Annotated in this window: 15 protein-coding genes; 7 read left to right on the top strand and 8 right to left on the bottom strand. The window is 74.8% G+C overall.

All coding sequences use genetic code 11. The features are described from left to right. Window positions 1–252 precede the first annotated feature (252 nt). From ACFO4E_RS27215 to ACFO4E_RS27230, 4 genes are all read left to right on the top strand, one after another. Window positions 253–1,734, top strand: coding sequence for a PTS transporter subunit IIC (locus ACFO4E_RS27215; RefSeq protein WP_378579656.1), 1,482 nt, complete (start codon window positions 253–255; stop codon window positions 1,732–1,734). After that, window positions 1,731–2,030, top strand: a complete 300-nt coding sequence (locus ACFO4E_RS27220) for a PTS sugar transporter subunit IIB (RefSeq protein WP_378579658.1) — start codon at window positions 1,731–1,733, stop codon at window positions 2,028–2,030. Before ACFO4E_RS27215 ends, ACFO4E_RS27220 begins: the two co-directional genes overlap by 4 nt. A 29-nt stretch (window positions 2,031–2,059) precedes the next feature. Then, window positions 2,060–2,782: a sugar isomerase domain-containing protein gene (locus ACFO4E_RS27225; RefSeq protein WP_378579660.1), complete on the top strand. Its 723-nt coding sequence runs from the start codon at window positions 2,060–2,062 to the stop codon at window positions 2,780–2,782. A 303-nt stretch (window positions 2,783–3,085) separates the two neighbouring features. Continuing rightward, window positions 3,086–3,997: a glycoside hydrolase family 16 protein gene (locus tag ACFO4E_RS27230; RefSeq protein ID WP_378579662.1), complete on the top strand. Its 912-nt coding sequence runs from the start codon at window positions 3,086–3,088 to the stop codon at window positions 3,995–3,997. A gap of 84 nt (window positions 3,998–4,081) precedes the next feature. On the opposite strand, the gene ACFO4E_RS27235 is transcribed toward ACFO4E_RS27230, so the two are convergent. Then, entirely contained in the window at window positions 4,082–5,005 is a 924-nt protein-coding gene (locus ACFO4E_RS27235) for a LysR family transcriptional regulator (protein WP_378579664.1), read from the bottom strand. 149 nt (window positions 5,006–5,154) lie between these two features. On the opposite strand from ACFO4E_RS27235, the gene ACFO4E_RS27240 reads away from it, so the two are divergent. The 3 genes from ACFO4E_RS27240 to ACFO4E_RS27250 are packed head-to-tail and all read left to right on the top strand — an operon-like array spanning window position 5,155 to window position 9,664. Beyond that, on the top strand, window positions 5,155–6,309 hold the full coding sequence (locus ACFO4E_RS27240) for a PrpF domain-containing protein (RefSeq protein ID WP_378579666.1): 1,155 nt from the start codon (window positions 5,155–5,157) through the stop codon (window positions 6,307–6,309). Next, the gene (locus ACFO4E_RS27245; RefSeq protein WP_378579669.1) at window positions 6,306–7,481 is read left to right on the top strand and encodes a hypothetical protein; all 1,176 of its coding nucleotides are present in this window, start codon (window positions 6,306–6,308) and stop codon (window positions 7,479–7,481) included. Before ACFO4E_RS27240 ends, ACFO4E_RS27245 begins: the two co-directional genes overlap by 4 nt. A 2-nt stretch (window positions 7,482–7,483) precedes the next feature. Beyond that, entirely contained in the window at window positions 7,484–9,664 is a 2,181-nt protein-coding gene (locus ACFO4E_RS27250) for a tripartite tricarboxylate transporter permease (RefSeq protein ID WP_378579672.1), read from the top strand. Window positions 9,665–9,741: 77 nt separating this feature from the next. Here the strand turns inward: ACFO4E_RS27250 and ACFO4E_RS27255 are convergent, their stop codons facing one another. The 7 genes from ACFO4E_RS27255 to ACFO4E_RS27285 form a co-directional block, all read right to left on the bottom strand. Beyond that, complete coding sequence (locus ACFO4E_RS27255; RefSeq protein ID WP_378579675.1) at window positions 9,742–11,445, bottom strand: glycosyltransferase; 1,704 nt, start codon at window positions 11,443–11,445, stop codon at window positions 9,742–9,744. 547 nt (window positions 11,446–11,992) lie between these two features. After that, the gene (mftE, locus tag ACFO4E_RS27260) at window positions 11,993–12,781 is read right to left on the bottom strand and encodes a mycofactocin biosynthesis peptidyl-dipeptidase MftE (protein ID WP_378579679.1); all 789 of its coding nucleotides are present in this window, start codon (window positions 12,779–12,781) and stop codon (window positions 11,993–11,995) included. A gap of 1 nt (window position 12,782) precedes the next feature. Further along, entirely contained in the window at window positions 12,783–14,021 is a 1,239-nt protein-coding gene (mftD, locus tag ACFO4E_RS27265; protein WP_378579682.1) for a pre-mycofactocin synthase MftD, read from the bottom strand. 138 nt (window positions 14,022–14,159) lie between these two features. Next, window positions 14,160–15,410 carry a mycofactocin radical SAM maturase gene (gene mftC / locus ACFO4E_RS27270; RefSeq protein ID WP_378579685.1) on the bottom strand — a complete coding sequence of 417 codons (1,251 nt, stop codon included), beginning with the start codon at window positions 15,408–15,410 and terminating at the stop codon, window positions 14,160–14,162. A 312-nt stretch (window positions 15,411–15,722) separates the two neighbouring features. Next, entirely contained in the window at window positions 15,723–16,364 is a 642-nt protein-coding gene (gene mftR / locus ACFO4E_RS27275; protein ID WP_378579687.1) for a mycofactocin system transcriptional regulator, read from the bottom strand. 184 nt (window positions 16,365–16,548) lie between these two features. Continuing rightward, complete coding sequence (locus tag ACFO4E_RS27280) at window positions 16,549–17,778, bottom strand: RNA polymerase sigma factor (protein WP_378579689.1); 1,230 nt, start codon at window positions 17,776–17,778, stop codon at window positions 16,549–16,551. Continuing rightward, on the bottom strand, window positions 17,775–18,048 hold a 274-nt coding region (locus ACFO4E_RS27285; RefSeq protein ID WP_378579691.1), incomplete at its 5' end, for a YciI family protein. The genes ACFO4E_RS27285 and ACFO4E_RS27280, both read right to left, overlap by 4 nt.

An 18,048-nucleotide genomic window follows, 5' to 3' on the forward strand; every position in this document is an offset into this window, starting at 1 on the left:
TGCACAATAGGCAGCCGTGAGGCTGCATGTCAACGACCGGCCGGCGCCCGCGTGTCCGCGCCCGGAGGCCGGCCCGCCCACTCGCGCCCCCTCTCCTCGGGGCCGGGGGGCGACGGATACAGGGGGCCGCCGCGAGGTCTTGACGCGGGGCGCGTAGGTGGACTGTGATCAGGTGGAGGGCACCGGTCCCCCTCCGGCGCCCCCGCGGGGCGGCCCCGCCGCCCGGCGCCCCCGACCCGCCGAGGTGGCACCATGCCGTCCACGGAACACGCCCTGATCTGGGTGGCCGACAACGTGTTCGGCCAGGTCGCCATCCTCATCGGCCTGATCACCCTGCTCGGGCTCGTCCTCCAGCGCAAACCCCTCGAAGAGGTCGTCGGCGGCACGCTGCGCGCCGCGCTCGGCATCGTCATCCTGTTCGTCGGCGTCGACCTGTTCACCGGCGGGCTGTCGGCCTTCCAGCAGGTCGTCTCCAGCGCCGTGGGGGTCGCGCCGCCCGCAGCGGACGACTCCCTCGACGGCTTCCTCGCCTCCCACGGCGGCGCGGTGGCGCTGACCACCACCTTCGGCTTCCTCCTGCACGTCGTGCTGGTGCGCGCCTTCAGCGCGGCACGCTACGTCTACCTCACCGGGCACCTGATGTTCTGGGTGAGCGCCCTCATCACGGCGTGCCTGGTCGAGGCGTACGGGGACGACGTGCCGCAGGCGGCCCTCGTCCTCGCGGGCTCCGTTCTGGCCGCCTGCTACTGGACGCTGCAACCGCTGTGGATGCGCCCGCTCATGCGGCGGGTCACCGGCAAGGACGATTTCGGGTTCGGCCACACCACATCGACGCTGGCGCTGCTCACCGCCGCGGTCGCGCGCCCCTTCGGCGACCCGGACCGGCACGGAACCGAGCGGATCGCGCCGCCCCGCCGGCTCTCCTTCCTCACCGACGTCAACGTGAGCACCGCGCTGGTCATCGGCGCCATCCTGCTGACCGCCATGGCCTTCGCCGACCACCGCGTCCTCGCCGGCATCGTGGCCGAGTACAACGCCGCGGAGGGCGCGAGCGTGGGCGTGTGGTCCTGGGGCGTGCTGGCCGCGCTGCGCTTCGCGGCCGGCATCGCCGTCCTGCTCTTCGGCGTCCGGATGTTCCTCGCCGAGATCGTCCCCGCGTTCAAGGGCATCGGCGACAAGCTGGCGCCGGGCACCCGGCCGGCGCTGGACATCCCCACGGTGTTCCCCTTCGCGCCGACCGCCGTCATGATCGGCTTCGCGGCGAGTACGGCGACCTTCCTCCTGCTGCTGATCGCCTTCGCCGCAACGGGGTGGTTCACCCTGGTCCCGCCCATGATCATGCTGTTCTTCGGCGGCGGGGCGGGGGGCGTGTTCGGCAACGCGGTCGCCGGGTGGCGCGGCGCCGTCATCGGCGGGGTGCTCAACGGCGTGCTGCTCGCCGCCGGACAGGCGCTGACCTGGGGCATGCTCGGCTCCACCGCGCCCGAGCTGGCGACGCTGGCCGATCCCGACTGGTACGTCATCGCGTGGCTGCTGCTGGCGGTGGGCCACCTCGTGCCGAGCGTGTGGGCGGCGCCCGCCCTCGCCGCCGCCGTCACCATCGCCGTCCTGGCCTGGCCGGCCGTCCGCGCGCGCCGGGCGGACCGGCGCGCGTCCGCCCCCGGAGGCCCGGCCGACGAGACCCCGCCTGGTCCTCGCCCCCCGTCCCCGCACCCAGAGGAGCCCGCACCGTGACCCGAACCCTTCCCCTGCACGTCCTCGCCGTGTGCGGCGCGGGCATGGGGTCGAGCCTGATCCTGCGGATGACCGCCGAAGAGGCGCTGCGCGAGCTGGGGGTGAGCGCACGGGTCGAGAGCACCGACATCACCGCCGCCCGCGGCATGTCCCCCGATATCGTCATCGGGCAGGGGATGCACACCGCCGAACTGGGCCGGCTCGCCCCGCTGGTCCTGACCGTGCACGACTTCCTCGACCGGGACGCCCTGGTGCGCGCCCTGCGGGAGCGGCTGACCGAGCACGGCTGGCTGTGATCCGCGCCGACCGAGGGAAAGCGAGCACCATGTCGGAATTCGGCCAGGACATGCTCCGCCACCTGGCACACGTCGAGGAGCACAACGAGGACGCGCTGGGCGGCGTGGCCGACCTGCTGCTGGACCGCCTGGTCCGGCGCACGGGCCTGCTGCTGGCGGCCGGCGCGGGGCATTCGATGATCGGTGTCGGCGAGGCGTTCTACCGCGCCGGCGGGCTGGCGCCGGTGCGTCCGCTGTTCCGCCCCGCGCTGCTGCCGCTGAACGGCGCGCGGGCGAGCACCGCCGCCGAGCGCACGAGCGGGCTGGCCGCCCGGGTCCTCGCCGAGACCGCGCCCGGACCGGACGACGTCGTGGCCGTCTTCTCCACGTCCGGGGTGAACCCCTACCCGGTCGAACTGGCACGGGAGGCGCGCCGGCGCGGCCTGCCCGTGGTCGCGGTGACGTCGCGGGCGTGCAGCGCGGCAGCACCGCGGCGGGCGGGCGGCACGCTCGACGCCGAGGCCGACCACGTCCTCGACACCCTGGTCCGCCCCGGCGACGCGGCCTACCCGCCCGGGGAGCCGGTGACCGCCGCCATGTCCACGCTGGCCAACGGGTTCCTGTGGAACCTGCTGCTCGCCCGGCTCCACCGGCGGGCCGCCGACGCCGGCCTGGAACTGCCGCTGTGGCGCTCGTCCAACACCGCCGACGGCGACGCGGCGAACGCGGCGCTGCTGCACCGCTACGCCGGCCGCATCCCGGAACTGGGCTGACCCGGGGCGGCCCGATCGCCGCGCCCCGCCCCGCACCCGGTCCGCGCGAGCCCGCGCGCCCCGGCACACGGGCCTCTTGCGCGGACCCGGACCAAACAGTAAAGTCTCCTATCAATTCAAAGGGTGACGAATCGTGATCTTCCGTCATCACCGCGTGCCGGGCCGACCCCCCTAAGCCCACCCCCAAGCACGGCGAAGGGAGCGAGGCCGCGGCCCGCCTTACCGAAGGGCGACCGGCCGGCCCGTCACCCCGCTGCGACCGCGATCGCATGCGGACCGGCCGTCCCCCGGACCGGGAGAACGATGCACACGACGACACCACGCGCGGCGCGGACGCCGCGCCGGCTCTTGGCCGCTCTGCTGGCCACGGCCCTGGCGGCCACCGGGGTCGCGGCCTACAACATGCACGAGGCGCGCGCGGCCGAGACCCCGGCCGCCGCCCCCGTATCCGCGGACGCGCCCTCGCAGGCGGCCCTCGTCTGGTCCGACGAGTTCAACGGGCCCGCGGGCAGCGGCCCCGACCCGTCCAAGTGGCAGATCGAGGTCAACGGCAGCGGCGGCGGCAACAACGAACTGCAGTACTACACCAACAGGCGCGACAACATCGCCCTCGACGGCTCCGGCAGCCTGGTGATCACCGCCCGCCAGGGCAACCCGGCCAACTACCAGTGCCACTACGGCACCTGCCAGTACACCTCGGGCCGCCTCAACACGTCCGGCAAGTTCACGCAGGCCTACGGCCGGTTCGAGGCCCGGATCAAGATCCCCACCGGCCAGGGCGTCTGGCCGGCGTTCTGGATGCTCGGCGACGACATCGGCCAGGTCGGCTGGCCCAACAGCGGCGAGATCGACATCATGGAGAACGTCGGGCACGAGCCACACCGCGTCCACGGCAGCCTGCACGGCCCCGGCTACTCCGGCGGCAACCCGCTCACCGGCTACTACCAGCACCCGCAGGGCTGGGGCTTCACCGACACCTACCACACCTTCGCGGTCGAGTGGCGGCCGGATTCCGTCACCTGGTTCGTCGACGGCGTCGCCTACCAGACGTTCACCCGCGCCAGCGTCGGCGGCAACCGGTGGGTCTTCGACCACCCGTTCTTCATGATCCTCAACGTCGCCGTCGGCGGCAACTGGCCGGGTCCGCCGAACAGCACCACCCGCTTCCCGCAGGAGATGCGGGTCGACTACGTGCGGGTCTACGACCTCAGCTGATCCCGGCGCCCCTCCGGGATCACCGGCACCACGGCGCGCCCGCCCCCGCCGGGGGCGGGCGCGCCCGCGCGCGAACGGCCCGCGTCACGCGCTCGGGCCGAAGGACCTCCGGTAGTCCGCCGCGACCTCCCGCATGACCCGCAGCATCTCCTTCTCGCTGGGCGCGCTCACGCGGTCGCGCCGACGCGCCACGACCACCCGCCGCGACGGCGCGGTGCTGCCGACCGACACGACGCGCACCTCGGGGTTGCGGTTGGCGACCGCCGTCCGGGGCGCCAGCGCGATACCGAGGCCCACGCTGACCATCGCCTGCGCCTCCTGGTAGTCGTTGGCGTGGAACGCGATCCGCGGCTTGAACCCCGCCGCCCGGCAGCTGCGTTCGAGCACCTCCGCCACCGGGTGGTCGGATTCGCGGACGATCCACTCCTCGCCGGCGAGCTCGGCCATCGTGACGGTGCTCCGCGCGGCGACGCGGTGGTCGGCCGAGACCACCAGGACGGTCGGGTCCTCCAGCAGGTCGGTCAGCTCGAACTCGTCGCCGGGCAGCCGGTTCCACTCGTAGTCCCACAGCAGCGACAGGCCCACCTCGCCCCTGGAGAGCATGTCCATCAGCAGGTCCAGCCGCGCGCTCTGCACGCTGATCCGGATGCGCGGGTGCTCGGCCTTGAACTGGCGCACCACCAGCGGCAGCAGGGAGCTGCCCACGGTGGGGAAGGTGCCGATCGCCACGCTCCCGCGGCGCAGCCCGGCCACCTCCGCGAGGTCGGCCTCCGCGGCGGCCAGCTGCGCCTCGACCCGCCGGGCGTGCGCCGCCAGCACCTCGCCGGCCTCGGTCGGCACGACGCCGCGCGCCAGCCGCTGCAGCAGCGGCTGCCCGACCTCCGCCTCCAGCCGCCTCAGCTGCTGCGACACCGCCGACGGCGTGTAGTTCACCTCCCCCGCCGCCGCTGTCACCGAACCGGTCTCGATCACCTTCGCCAGCAACACGAGCCGCCGTACATCCAGCACGCCAAACACCGCCTCCTCCGAGCACCAGTTAAGCATCGCTACATGACCATGAAGACATTTGTGATGGTGCTACACATAGCTCCGCCCCCATGATCGTGGTGCACGCCACACGCCGGTCCACGCACCGGCCACGACCTGGGAGGAAGTCCATGCCGGAAATCGCGTCCACGTGGATGCGCGGCGGAACGAGCAAGTGCTGGGTCTTCGATCGCGCGGACCTCACCGCCGTGGGCCGCCCGCTCGACGACGTGCTGCCCCGCTTGTTCGGCAGCCCCGACCCGCGCCAGGTCGACGGCGTGGGCGGCGGGACCTCGACCACCAGCAAGGCGGTCATCCTCTCCCCGGCCGAGGAGGACGACGCGGACGTCGCCTACACGTTCGCGCAGGTCGGCACCGATCAGGCGGTGGTCGACTGGGGCAGCAACTGCGGCAACTGCTCGTCGGTGGCGGGCCTCTACGCGGTGCGCCGCGGCTGGGTGGCGCCGCGCGACGGCTCCACCACCGTGCGGGTGCGCAACACCAACACCGGCCAGCTGATCGTGCAGGAGGTGCCCACCCCCGGCGGGATCCCCGACGAGCGCGGCTCGGCGTGGATCCCCGGCGTCCCCTTCCCCGGCGTACCGGTCCGGATGTGGTTCGTGGACCCGGCCGGCCGGACCACCGGCAAGCTGTTCCCCACCGGCGCCCACATCGACGAACTGCCCGACGGCGACGGCACCCTCCCGGTGACGATCGTCGACGCCGGCGCGCCCCTGGTCGTCCTCGCCGCGCGGGCGGCCGGCCTGGCCGGCGACGAGTCGCCGGCCGAGATCGACGCGCGGCCCGGCCTGGCGGCGCGCCTCGACGCGCTGCGCCGCCACGCCGCCGTCGCGATCGGCCTGGCCGACTCGCCCGCCGCCGCGGAACGCGCCGTCCCCAAACTCGCCCTGGTGGCCGAGCCGCACGACGACGGCGCCGACCTGGCGGTGCGGATGCTGTCGATGGGCCGGGCGCACCCGGCGCTCGCCATCACCGGCAGTGTCGGCCTCACCCTCGCGGCGCGCACCCCGGGCACGGTGATCGACCGGCTGGTCGGCACCGCCACGGGCACCGACCTTCGGCTCGCCACCCCGGCGGGCACGGTGACGACGCGGACGGGCGACCACGAGGGGCGGCTCGCCGTCGCCGTCACCCGCACCACCAGGCGGCTCGCCGAGGCCACCCTGGTGCTCCCCGAAGCGGAGTCCGGCCCCGGACCCCTGGTCACAGCGGCCGGACCGGGGCACGATGATCACCACCTGCCAGAGGAGGTGGCCGTCCGATGAGCGACGTCCTCGAAAGGGACCCGGTCCAGACCCCCGCGGAGCCGGCCCCGCCGAAGCCGCGGACGGCCATGGCCGTCATGGGGGGCTTCTCCGCCCTCGCCCTCCTCGCCGCCCTGGCCGGCGGCGAGCTGTTCACCCGCCATGCCTCCACCGCCGACGGCGACTTCGCCGGGGCGACCGTCGAGGTCGTCATCCCGCTCGCCGAAGGCGGCGGCACCGACACCTGGGCGCGCTTCGTCGGCCAGGAGCTCATGCGCACGGTCCCCGGACAGCCCGGTTTCTCGCCGCTCAACGACGGCGGGGGCGAGGGCATCATCGCCACCAACGACTTCGCCCGGTCGGCCCCCGCCGACGGCACCGAGGTCCTGGTCAGCACGGCGACCACCGTCGTCCCCTGGGTCCTGGGCCGCTCCGAGGTCGGCTACGACTTCGACAGGCTGACCCCCATCGTCGTCAACGGCACCGGCGGCGCCGTCTACGGCCGCACCGGAGCGGGCATCGACGGGGTCGACGACCTCGCCGACCCCGACCGACCGCTGCGGTTCGGCGGCATCAGCCCCACCGGCCTCGACCTGACGACGATGGTCGCCTTCGACCTGCTCGGCGTCGAGACCACAGCGGTCTTCGGCTTCGAGGGCCGCGGCCCCGTCAACCTCGCCCTCCAGCGGGGGGAGATCGACCTGGACTACCAGACCACGTCCGCGTGGGCCCCCTCGGTGGAGCCGCTGCTGGAGGACGGCACGGCGGTGCCGCTGATGTCGCTCGGGCAGCTCGACGAGAACGGCGAGGTCGTCCGCGACCCCAACTTCCCCGACCTGGAGACCGTGCCCGAGGTCTACGAGCGCCTGCACGGATCCGAGCCCGACGGCGAGGCCTACGAGGCCTACCGCACCATGCTCGGCGTGACCTACACCTACCAGAAGGCCATGTGGGTGCCGCAGGACACCCCCGAGGAGGCCGTAGAGGCGCTGCGGTCGTCGGCCCACGAGCTGAGCCAGGACAGCGGGTTCGAGGAGGAGGCCGCCGAGGTCCTGGGCGGATACCCCCTGGAGGCCCGCCCCGACATCGCGGAGCGCACCCGCGACACCTACAGCGTGGACGGCTCCGTCCGCGACTACCTCGTAACGCTGCTGGAGACCGGCTACGGCGTCGAACTGGATGAGGAGGTCTGACCATGGGCGAAGCAGCCTTGGCCGCACTCACCTCGCTGGCCGACCCGTCCCTGCTGGTGATGCTCCTCGCCGGGGTCGTCGCCGGCCTCGTCATCGGGCTCATCCCCGGCCTCGGCGGCACCGGGGCCGTTGCCGTCCTCATGCCGGTCACCTTCGGCATGGAGGCGCCCCAGGCGCTCGCGCTGCTGATCGGGGCGCTGGCCGTGGTGCACACCTCCGACACCGTCGCCGCCGTCCTCCTCGGCGCCCCGGGATCGGCGTCGGCCAGCGTCACGATGCTCGACGGCTACGCCATGGCCCGCAAGGGGCAGGCCGCGCGGGCGCTGAGCCTGGCGTTCCTGTCCTCCATGGCCGGCGGCCTGCTCGGCGCCATCGGCCTGACCGTCGCCATCCCGCTGGCCGGGCCGCTGGTGACGTCCTTCGGCAGCCCCGAGCTGTTCATGCTCACCGTGCTCGGCGTCGCACTCGCCGCCGTGCTGTCCCGGGGCAACGTCGCCAAGGGGCTGGTGGCCGGCTTCCTCGGCCTGCTCCTGGGCATGGTGGGCACCTCGCCGACCACCGCCGAGTACCGCTACACGTTCGGCAGCCTGTTCCTCGGCGACGGCTTCTCCCTGGTCGCCGTGGCGCTGGGCGTCTTCGGCCTGGCCGAGATCGCCTCCCGGGTGGGCCAGCGCGGCACGACGGGCCACGAGGTCCGCCTGGGCGGCGGCTGGATCGCCGGGATCCGCGAATGGGCGGGCCACTGGGCCCACGTCCTGCGCGGGGCCCTCATCGGAATCTGGGCGGGGATCCTTCCCGGCATCGGCGCGACCGCCGGGACCTGGCTCGCCTACGGGCAGGCGGTCGCAACGGCCAAGGACAAGCGCCGGTTCGGCAAGGGCGACCCGCGCGGCATCGTGGGGCCGGAGAGCGCCAACAACTCCGTCGAGGCCGGCGACCTCATCCCCACCCTCCTGTTCGGCATCCCCGGCGGGGTGCCCGCGGCGATGCTCCTCGGGATGCTGCTGACCTACGGCGTCCAGCCCGGCCCGGCCATCGTCACCGACCACCTGGACCTGATGTACCTTATCGTGTGGTCCTTCGCCATCGCCAGCGTGCTCGGCGCCCTGTTGTGCTTCCTGGGCACGCGCTGGCTGGCGCGCCTGACCGAGGTGCCGTTCGCGGTGCTCGGCCCGGGGCTCGTCGTGATCATGCTGCTGGGGGCGTTCCAGGAGAGCGGCCAGATCGGCGACCTGTGGGTCATGCTGGCCCTCGGCGTCCTGGGGTGGCTGCTCAAGGCCACCGGCTTCCCGCGCGCCCCGTTCCTCATCGGCTTCGTCCTGGCGATCCCGCTGGAGCGGTACTACTTCCTCACCGACCAGGTCTACGACGGCCTCGACTGGCTGGCGCGCCCCTGGGTCCTGGTGTTCCTCGCGATCCTGGCCGCGCCCTGCGTCCTCGCCGCCATCCGCGCCCTGCGCACCCGGCGGGCCACGCGGGCCGCACAGGCGGGGCAGGCCGGGGCCCGGGAGACCGGCCCCGGCGCAGCGGAGTCCCGCGAGCCCCGCGACGAGGCCGTGCTCGCGGATTCGCGGTGGTCACTGCTCACCGCCGCGGGCGCGCTGGTGCTCTTCGCCGCCGCCTTCCTCGTAGCGGGCACGTACTCGGAGGAGGCCCGGCTGGTACCGCGCCTCATCTGCGCGGCGGGCACCATCGTGTCGGCCTGGCTGCTGTGGCGCGAATGGCAGGAGGCCGGCCGCCGCAGGAACCCGGATGACACGCCCGGCACCGACGACGGCCCCGGTTCCGGCTCCGGGGACACGTCCGCCATCGGCGGTGGGGTCGTCCCCGGGGGTGACACCGGTGCGACGCCCGCCGGCGCGACGTCGGAGGTCCTGGTCGCAGCGGCAGAGCGCGGGCCCGCGACCGCGGCGGCGCGGCCGGAGGCCACCGCCGCCGCGGGGCGACGGGAGGTCGCGGTCGCAGGGCGCACCTTCGCCTGGATGGCCGCGTTCCTCGTCCTCGTCGCCCTCGGCGGGTACGTCGCCGCGCTGCTGCTGTTCGTGCCGGCGTTCCTGCTCTACGTGGCGCGGGCACGGGTCCGGACCGTCGTGGCCTACACCCTGGTGGCGGCGGCGGTGGTGGGCATCCTCCCGGCCCTGCTCCCGGTCGACCTGCCGCTCGGGCTGCTGTTCCCGATGTGACCGCACGGGCCCGGCCGACCCTGTCCCCGTCGGCCGCGCCGCCCCGCCTCCCACCAAGGCCCTGCCCCCGCATCAGGTCACGCGCCTGCCCCCGTGGACGCGCCGCTCCGGCGGGGCCCGCCCGCCTCGCGGGCCGGACTCCCCGGCACGCCCCGCCCCTTGTCCCCACCCGGCGGGCCCGCTGCGCCGAGGCGTCGCCGGCGCCGACCGGGGAGGGGAAGGCGGACGCGCGGCAGCAGAGGGGCCGGGGACCGGTGCCGCCAGGCGGAGGCGGTGACACCGGAGCCGTAGGCGAGGTCGTCAACGAGCCGGAGCGCGGTATAGCGGATGAGGTCGACGGCGGGCCGGTCGGTCAGCCATTCGGCGGCGACGGGGGCGAGCATCGCGGCGGCCCCGGCACGGGCGGCGCCGTTGGCCCCGCTCGCGGCCAGGCAGAGGAGGCCGAGGGGCCACCATTCACGGCGCAGTGCGTGGCCGATCGCCGCGGCGTCGGCGACGGCGCCCTGCCCGACGATCGCAGCGCTCATCGTCCAGCGCCCCGGCGAACCGCGGAGGCCGCGGGCGAGCAGTCCCGTGGCCAGGGCGGCACATGCCGCGGCGGGGAGCGGGCGGCCGGAGGCCAGGCAGGCCAGTACGGCGAGATTCCACGCCGACGGCCGGGCGGGCGCGAGCCGCCCGGGATGGCGGTCGGCCAGCGCCGCCGCCGAAGTGCCGTACTCGTGACGGCGCCGCGCCCAGGCCACCGGTTCCAGGCGGGCGGTGTGCGCCACCCGTGCCTCGGGCGCGTAGCGCACGTGCCAACCGCGGTCCGTGAGCCGCCAGACGAAGTCGACGTCCTCCCCCAGCCGCAGCGCCTCGTCGAAGACGAGCCCCCGCACCGCCGCCACCCGGACGACGAGGGTCGCGGTCGGCACGAAGCCGAGCCTCGCCCCTGGGCGCACCAGAGCCGGCCGGGACCCCATGTCCAGCGCGGACCGCGCGGCCTCGTACCGCGCCAGCAGGCCGTCACCGGTGACCGCGGCAGCGGAGGGAACCAGGTTCGCGGCTACGTCGCGAGGATCCGCAGCCGCGGCGACGCGACCACCCAGGATGGCGGGCGTCACCACGGTCGGGTCGGGGCCGGCGGGCCGCGGCACGACGCGCGGACCCACGGCCGCGACCATCGGGTCGTCGAACCGGGGCATGAGGATGTCCAGCCACCCCGGCTCGGGGCGGCAGTCGGAGTCCACGAACGCCACGAAGGGCGTGTCCGCCAGTCGCGCACCGGTGTTGCGTGCGGCGGCCGGCCCGCGGTTGCGGCGGTGCCGCACCAGGCGCGCGCCGTGTGCCGCCGCCACACGGCGCAGCTCCCCGGGGTCGGGGGACCCGTCGTCCACGACGATCACCCGGGCGCCCTCGACGGCCGCCAAGCAGCGGTCGAGTTCCCCGGCCCGCCCGAACGCCGGAACGACGACGGTCACGTCGTGGGGCCCGGGCCGCGATTCGGGCACGGGATGGGCGAGCCCGCGGTCGAGCAGCCGACGTGCCAGCGCCCGCGCGGTGGCGGAGGTGACGGCCACGCCCCGGGGGCCCGCCCGGCGCAGAGCGGCCAACCCGGGTCCGGCCGCCGCACCGAACCGGACCACCGCCCAGGGCGCTCCACCGGTGGCCATCCGCCCGCCGGACCAGAAGGCCGTGCCCGGGTCGAGGGCGATACGGAACCCGGCCGGGAGCGCGGCGGCCCCCCGCCCGATCGGCGGGCCGCCGAGGGCGGAGGCGGCGTTCTCGGTGTGCGGGGACATCGCCGGCCTCACTCTCAGAATGGACGGACGGTCGACCGATGCCGTCCGGGACCGAACACACAAGGGGCCGGGCCCACGCCTTCATCGCATCGCCGATGAGCGACGGGCCCCGCCGGACGCGCGCGGCCGGCGGCCCTCCCCGCGCGATGAAGGGGGAACCCCGTGCAGGAGAGAGGGCCGAGACCCCGCCACCCACCGGGACCCGACCACGCCCACACGCGAAACGCGCTCCTCCGACGCCCTCGACACCCCGGCCGAGACCGGCCCCCAAAGCAACGGCGGTGACCATCGCCCGCCGCCGATCCCGCGGACGAGACGGCGCCGGTCCAGAGCGGACACGTGCGAATTCGCGTTCGCGCCGGCACGCGCCGCGGTCTCGTGGCCGGACCGGCGCAAGCCGCACTCGGCCAGGAGCCCGCCGCACGCGCGGCGGCGCGAGGCGGGTCGCCGTGACGGGGCGAGGACAGTGGGGCACGCGCCTGGGCCGTGGCGGGCCGGATCCGGGACCGCCGGCACCGGTGGATATCCGTCCGCCACCCGTCGCGGGTCATGCGGTCGGTCCGACAGCGTCGCCCGTCTCGCCGGTGCCGGCCGTGTCGTCGCGGACGAGGAGCCGGCCTCGGGCATCGGCGCGTCCGACGCCGATCCGGTCCGCGACCGACGCCACCATGGACGCCATGATGGCGCGGCCCTGTTCCGCTGAGGCTCCGGCCGGATCGCCGAGGACGCCCGATGGCGACACCGCCCGGACCCCCCGCGCGACCAGGTCGGGCATCAGCTCCGCCAGTGGCCGGGGATCACCGGCGACCGAAGCGAACGGCCGCACCAGGCGCGGGGCAACGTGCAGCATGGCGGAGGTCTCGGTGCGGCCGGCGTGCGCGTCGCCGTCCGGGACGCCGCAGCCCGTCCAGACGGCGTCGTGCCCTTCCGAGCGCAGCCGGCCCACCGCGGCGTCGAGGGTCGGCACGTTGCCCCCGTGCCCATTGACGAAGACGACACGGCCGGCCCACAGCGCCAGCGAGCGCGCGGTCTCCACGATCACCGCGTGCAACGCCGCACGGCCGATCGAGACGGTGCCGGGGAAGCCCGCGTGCTCGCCGCTCGCGCCGTAGGCGATCACCGGCGCCACCAGCGGCGGGCCGACCGGAGTGCCCGTCAGGGCTTCGGCCGCGCCTTCGGCGACGGCCCGGGCGATCACGCTGTCGGTGGACAGCGGCAGATGCGGCCCGTGCTGCTCGGTCGACCCCACGGGGACCAGCACGAGGGCGCCTTCAGGGACCGACGGCCATACGGCCGCCGCCAGATCGCCGTCGCCCACGAGGTCGTCGCCCCGCACCTCAGCTCTCCGGCGCGTCGGCGCCACCGCCGGGGGCCGAGCCGCGCCCCGGAGGGCCGGCACCGCCGCCGAGGGTCAGGCGGAACCCCGGCGGGATGACGAGGTCGTCGGGGCACAGGTCGTGGACGGAGGAGCGGCCCAGGCCGAGGACGGCGGAATCGAGGCCGCCCCGCAGGATGTCCAGGACGTTCTCCACCCCGGCCTGTCCGTTGGCGGCCAGGCCCCACAGGTAGGCGCGTCCGATGAGCACGGCCCGCGCGCCCAGGGCGAGCGCCTTGGCGACGTCCCCGCCGCGCCGCACCCCGCCGTCGAGCAGGACCTCGATCTGGCCGCCCACCGCCTCCGCGATGGACGGGAGCACGCGGATCGTCGCGGGCGTCGTGTCCAGGTTGTTGCCGCCGTGGTTGGAGACCGACAGGGCCGTCACCCCCGCGTCGACGGCGCGCTTGGCGTCGTCCACGCGGGTGACCCCCTTGAGCATGAAGGGGCCGCTGCCCCACTCGTCGCGCAGCCACGCCACGTCCTCCCAGGTGGGCGGCTGAGTCCGCATCCACTCGCCGTAGGCCCCGAAGAACGTGGGGGCCGCGCCGCCCGGGGGCCGGAGGTTGGGCACCGTGAGGTCGGGGACGCGGCCCGTCCGGGCGTACCGCCACAGCCAGCCGGGGCGCGGCAGGACTCCGGGGGCCAGCCGCAGCAGCGTGCGGAGGTCGACCTTCTCGGGGATGGCGGGGCTGCCCCAGTCGCGGCCGTTGGAGAACGACCAGTCCAGCGTCGCGATCAGCCCCTTGGCGCCGGCGTTCCTGGCCCGTTCCATACGCCGCGCCATCGTGTCGCGGTCGCCGCTCCAGTACATCTGGAAGAAGACGTCGGGGTTGGCGGCCACGACCTCCTCCACGGGCTTGCTCGCGAAGGAGCTCAGCCCCATGATGACCCCGCGGCCGGCGGCGGCGCGCGCCACTGCGACCTCGCCGTCGGGGTCCACGGCCTGGACCCCGGTGGGCGAGATGAGGACGGGCATCGACGTCTTCACCCCCATCACCGTGGTGGACAGGTCGCGCTCCGCGTGGTGCCCGGCGACGCGGGGGGCGAAGCCGAGGTCGGCGAAGCCCTTGAGGTTGTCGTCGATCGTCCGGCCGCGCTCGGAGCCGGCGACCAGCGCCCCGTAGACCATGCCCGGCAGCCGCTTCTCGGCCCGGCGCCGTGCCTCGGCGACGGTCTCGAACCAGGGGTTCCTTCGCATGGGGGGAGTCTCCTCGGCTGTAGCCGGGCCGGTCCGGGCCGGGCGGGTGCGGGTCGGGTGCTCGCCGCGGGCCCGCACCCGACCGGGAACGGGGAGCGGTGGCGGCCGGTCGACGGGGCGGGAACGACCCGGCGCAGGTCAGGGGGCGCGCAGCCCCGCCAGGGGGTCTTCGGCGCACGCGCTCACCGGCGGCCGGTCCGGAGGGCGGTGGCGGGTCAGCGTCACCGGGACGGGGCCGCGCCGGGCGGCGCGAGCGGTGCGGTGGGAATGGTCGGCCGACGGGGCGGGGATCCCCGCCCGGTCCGCGGGCCGCTCGGCCAGCAGCGCTTCGCCGTGGCCGCGGACGCACTCGGGGTCGGGGCCGTCCAGCGGCAGTCCGGTGAAGAACTTGGCGGCCATGCAGCCGCCCTTGCAGGTGTCGTAGAACGTGCACGACGCGCAGGCGCCACCGGTCTGCGGCGCGCGCAGGTCGCGGAACAGCTCGGACTCGCGCCAGACCCGGGCGAAGCCGCCGGGGCCGCGCACGCTGCCCGCGAGGAAGTCGTCGTGGATCGCGAAGGGGCAGGCGTACACGTCACCGACCGGATCGATGAGGCAGACCACCCGGCCTGCTCCGCACAGGTTGAGCCCCGGCAGCGCCCGGCCGTAGGCGGAGAGGTGGAAGAAGGAGTCCCCGGTCAGCACGTTCTCGCCGTGCGCGACCAGCCAGTCGTACAGCTCGCGCTGCTGGCCGGGGGCGGGGTGCAGGTCGTCCCAGACGTCGGCGCCCCGGCCGGAGGGGCGCAGCCGGGTCAGGCGCAGTTGGGCCCCGTAGGTGTCGGCGAGCGCCTTGAAGGCGTCCATCTGCGGGATGTTGTGCCGGGTGCACACGACCGACAGCTTGAAGTTCGCCATGCCGGCGTCGGCGAGGTTGCGCATGGCGCGCACGGCGGTGTCGTAGGAGCCGGGACCCCGGAGCGCGTCGTTGACCTCCGCGGTGGCGCCGTCGAGCGAGATCTGGACGTCGACGTAGTCGTCGGCGGCGAGCCGCCGCGCGGCCTGCGGGGTGATCCGGACGCCGTTGGTGGAGAACTTCACGCCGACGCGGTGGGCGGTGGCGTAGTCCAGGAGTTCCCAGAAGTCGGGACGGACGGTCGGCTCGCCGCCGCCGATGTTGACGTAGAAGACCTGCATGGCCTGGAGCTCGTCGATGACGGCCTTGGCCTCGGCCGTGCTCAGCTCGCGCGGGTCGCGTCGGCCCGAGCTGGACAGGCAGTGCGCGCAGGAGAGATTGCAGGCGTAGGTGAGTTCCCAGGTCAGGCAGATGGGGGCGGCGAGCCCGCGCTCGAACAGATCGGCCAGCCGCGCTCCTGGCGCGGGGGCGGAGCCCTCTGGCGTCGTGGTGGTCATGGCGTCTCCTCCGCGGGGGCAGTGCGGCGACCGGTCACGACCGTGAGACGTGGTTCACATCTCCGGAGTATGAGGGGATCGTAAATGCATCGAGTGCCAAAAGAAACCCCTCGGGGATCGCGGCCGCCATGGCGCGGCGGACCCTGCGCCGCGGCGGTTCCCGGCCGCCCTGCGACAGGGGCGCGCGAGGCGGGAGCCTCCTCGGGGCGGGACGCGGGGCGCGTTCCGATCCCCGAGGACGGATATCCGCCTCCGCACCGGCCCCGCGCCCACTCCTTCTCACGTGCACGGTGGTCGCGTTCCGGTGGCCGGTCATGGAGCGGTGGCGGAGCCCTCCAGGAGTGCGGCCAGCCCCGCGCCCGACCGCCGGATCGCCGTGTCGAGCAGGGCGGAGAGGTCGGCATCGGGGCCGCCCTCCAGCCACAGTTCGTGTGCGGTGAGGGAGGCCCCGAGGAGGACGTGGCCGGCCAGCCGGGGCACCATCGCGGACGGCGCGATGCCCGTTCGCTTCGCCACGAACCCGGCGACGACCGCCCGCCACGACGCGAACCGCAGGGTCGCGTCGGCCTGGAGCGTCGGCACGCCCAGGATCAGCTCCATACGCTGCCGATGCCAGGGCACCTCGCGGGGGTCGAACCGGTTGAACTCCACGACGGCCCGGCGCAGCGCGTCCGTCATCGGAGCCCGCGGATCGGACGCGTCCAGCAGCCTCCGCAGCTTCCCCAGGTGCTGCTCGAAATCGCCCCACACGAGATCGTTCTTCGAGGCGACGTAGCGGAAGAGCGTCCGCCGCCCGATTCCCGCCGCGGCTGCGATGTCGTCGACCGTGGTCGCGTCGAACCCCTGCCGTGCGAACAGGTCGAACGCCAGCCGCTCCAGCACGGCCCGCGACGTCACCCGCGGCCGCCCCATGACCGGCCGTCCACCGGTCGCCACCCCGCTCTCGGTTCCCACGGGCCCAGGCTGCCACGCCCCGGCACCACCTGCGAGTCCCCCGAGGCCGCCGTTCGGCGCGATCGCCGTGCGGGCGGCCGGGACGGGGCGCGTCCGCCGACCCGTGCCCCGCTCCGGGAGGACAAGCTTCCGCTGCCGCGCCGGCCGGGATCCCGTCCGACGGGTCTCCGGCCGGCGTGGCGGCTCACAACGCGGCGGCCTTCTCCAACAGGACGGCCCGCTGACGCTCGTTGCCGGTGAGGCCGGCGGCGCGGAGCAGCTCCTTGCGGGCCTCGTCGGGCCGGCCGAGCTGGGCGAGCAGTTCGCCGCGGACGCTCGGCAGCAGGTACCAGCCGCGGAGCTTGCCGGCGTCGACCTCCTTGTCGACGATGCGCAGCGCGGCCTGCGGACCCGCCGCCTTCGACACCGCGACGGCGCGGTTCAGCGTCACGACAGGGTTCCTCGTGAGCTGTTCCAGCGCCTCGTAGAGGGTGACGATCTCCCCCCAGTCGGTCGCGTCGACGCTCACCGCCCGCGCGTGGCAGGCCGCGATCGCCGCCTGCAACGCGTAGGGCCCCCGGCCGCGGCCCAGCGCGTCGGCGCGGGAGAGCGCCGCGCGTCCCCGCGTGATCTGGCCGCGGTCCCAGCGGCCCCGGTCCTGGTCGGCGAGGAGAATCGGGTCGCCGCCGGGACTCTCCCGGGCCGCGAAGCGGGACGCCTGGAGCTCCATGAGAGCGACCAGGCTGTGCGCCTCCGGCTCGCGCGGGGTCAGCGCCGCCACCATCCGGCCCAGCCGCAGCGCCTCGTCGGCGAGGTCCCGCCGGATCCACCGGTCTCCCGATGTCGCGGCGTAGCCCTCGGTGAAGACGAGGTAGACGACCGCGAGCACGCCGGCCAGGCGCCCGCCCCACTCGTGCGGCTCGGGCACCTCGAACGGCACCCGGGCCGCGGTGAGCGTCTTCTTCGCGCGCACGATGCGCTGCTGCATCGTCGACACCGGCACGAGGAACATCCGCGCGATCTCATCGCTGGTCAGACCGCTGACGATCCGCAGTGTCAGCGCCACCTGCGCCTCGCGGGAGAGGACCGGATGGCAGGCGGCGAAGACGAGCTTGAGCACGTCGTCGCCGATCGGCTCCCACTCGTCCTCCGCCGTGTCCTCCAGTTCGCGGGCGATGGTCCGGTACCGCTCGTCGAGGCGTTCGCGCCGGCGCCAGCCGTCGATCGCCCGGCGCTTGGCCACGGCCGTGAGCCAGGCGCCCGCGTTGCGCGGGACGCCGGACTCCGGCCACTGGGAGAGCGCGTCGGCGAGCGCGTCCTGGGCGAGGTCCTCGGCGAGGCCGACGTCGCCCACCATCCGGGCGACGGTGGCGACGACGCGGGCGCCCTCGATGCGCCAGATCGCCTCGACGCTGCGCCGTGTCTCGTCGCTCACTGCTGGTCGAGCTGTTCGCGCCAGCCCTGCTCCTTCTGGACGTACTCGTTGTCGGAGAAGTCCGCGAAGTCGCTCTCGTCGGTGACCCGGCGGACCTCCAGCTTCGAGCCGGCCCCGAGCGGAGCCCGCTTCGCCCACTGCATGGCCTCGTCCCTGCCGGCGGTCTGGATGATCCAGAAGCCGTTGAACAGCTCGTGGGTCTCGCCGTAGGGACCGTCGGTGACGATGGGGTCCTCAGCGGCGAAGTCGACGACGCACCCCTCCTCCGCG

The sequence above is a fragment of the Nocardiopsis mangrovi genome (assembly GCF_042653925.1).
GTDB lineage: Bacteria > Actinomycetota > Actinomycetes > Streptosporangiales > Streptosporangiaceae > Nocardiopsis_B > Nocardiopsis_B mangrovi.

Excerpts from the sequence above, each read along its gene's own strand:
- mftC (WP_378579685.1), bottom strand. The coding sequence starts at position 15,410 with ATGACCACCACGACGCCAGAGGGCTCCGCCCCCGCGCCAGGAGCGCGG.
- ACFO4E_RS27240 (WP_378579666.1), top strand. The coding sequence starts at position 5,155 with ATGCCGGAAATCGCGTCCACGTGGATGCGCGGCGGAACGAGCAAGTGC.
- ACFO4E_RS27250 (WP_378579672.1), top strand. The coding sequence starts at position 7,484 with ATGGGCGAAGCAGCCTTGGCCGCACTCACCTCGCTGGCCGACCCGTCC.
- ACFO4E_RS27230 (WP_378579662.1), top strand. The coding sequence starts at position 3,086 with ATGCACACGACGACACCACGCGCGGCGCGGACGCCGCGCCGGCTCTTG.
- ACFO4E_RS27215 (WP_378579656.1), top strand. The coding sequence starts at position 253 with ATGCCGTCCACGGAACACGCCCTGATCTGGGTGGCCGACAACGTGTTC.
- mftD (WP_378579682.1), bottom strand. The coding sequence starts at position 14,021 with ATGCGAAGGAACCCCTGGTTCGAGACCGTCGCCGAGGCACGGCGCCGG.
- ACFO4E_RS27225 (WP_378579660.1), top strand. The coding sequence starts at position 2,060 with ATGTCGGAATTCGGCCAGGACATGCTCCGCCACCTGGCACACGTCGAG.
- ACFO4E_RS27245 (WP_378579669.1), top strand. The coding sequence starts at position 6,306 with ATGAGCGACGTCCTCGAAAGGGACCCGGTCCAGACCCCCGCGGAGCCG.
- ACFO4E_RS27255 (WP_378579675.1), bottom strand. The coding sequence starts at position 11,445 with ATGTCCCCGCACACCGAGAACGCCGCCTCCGCCCTCGGCGGCCCGCCG.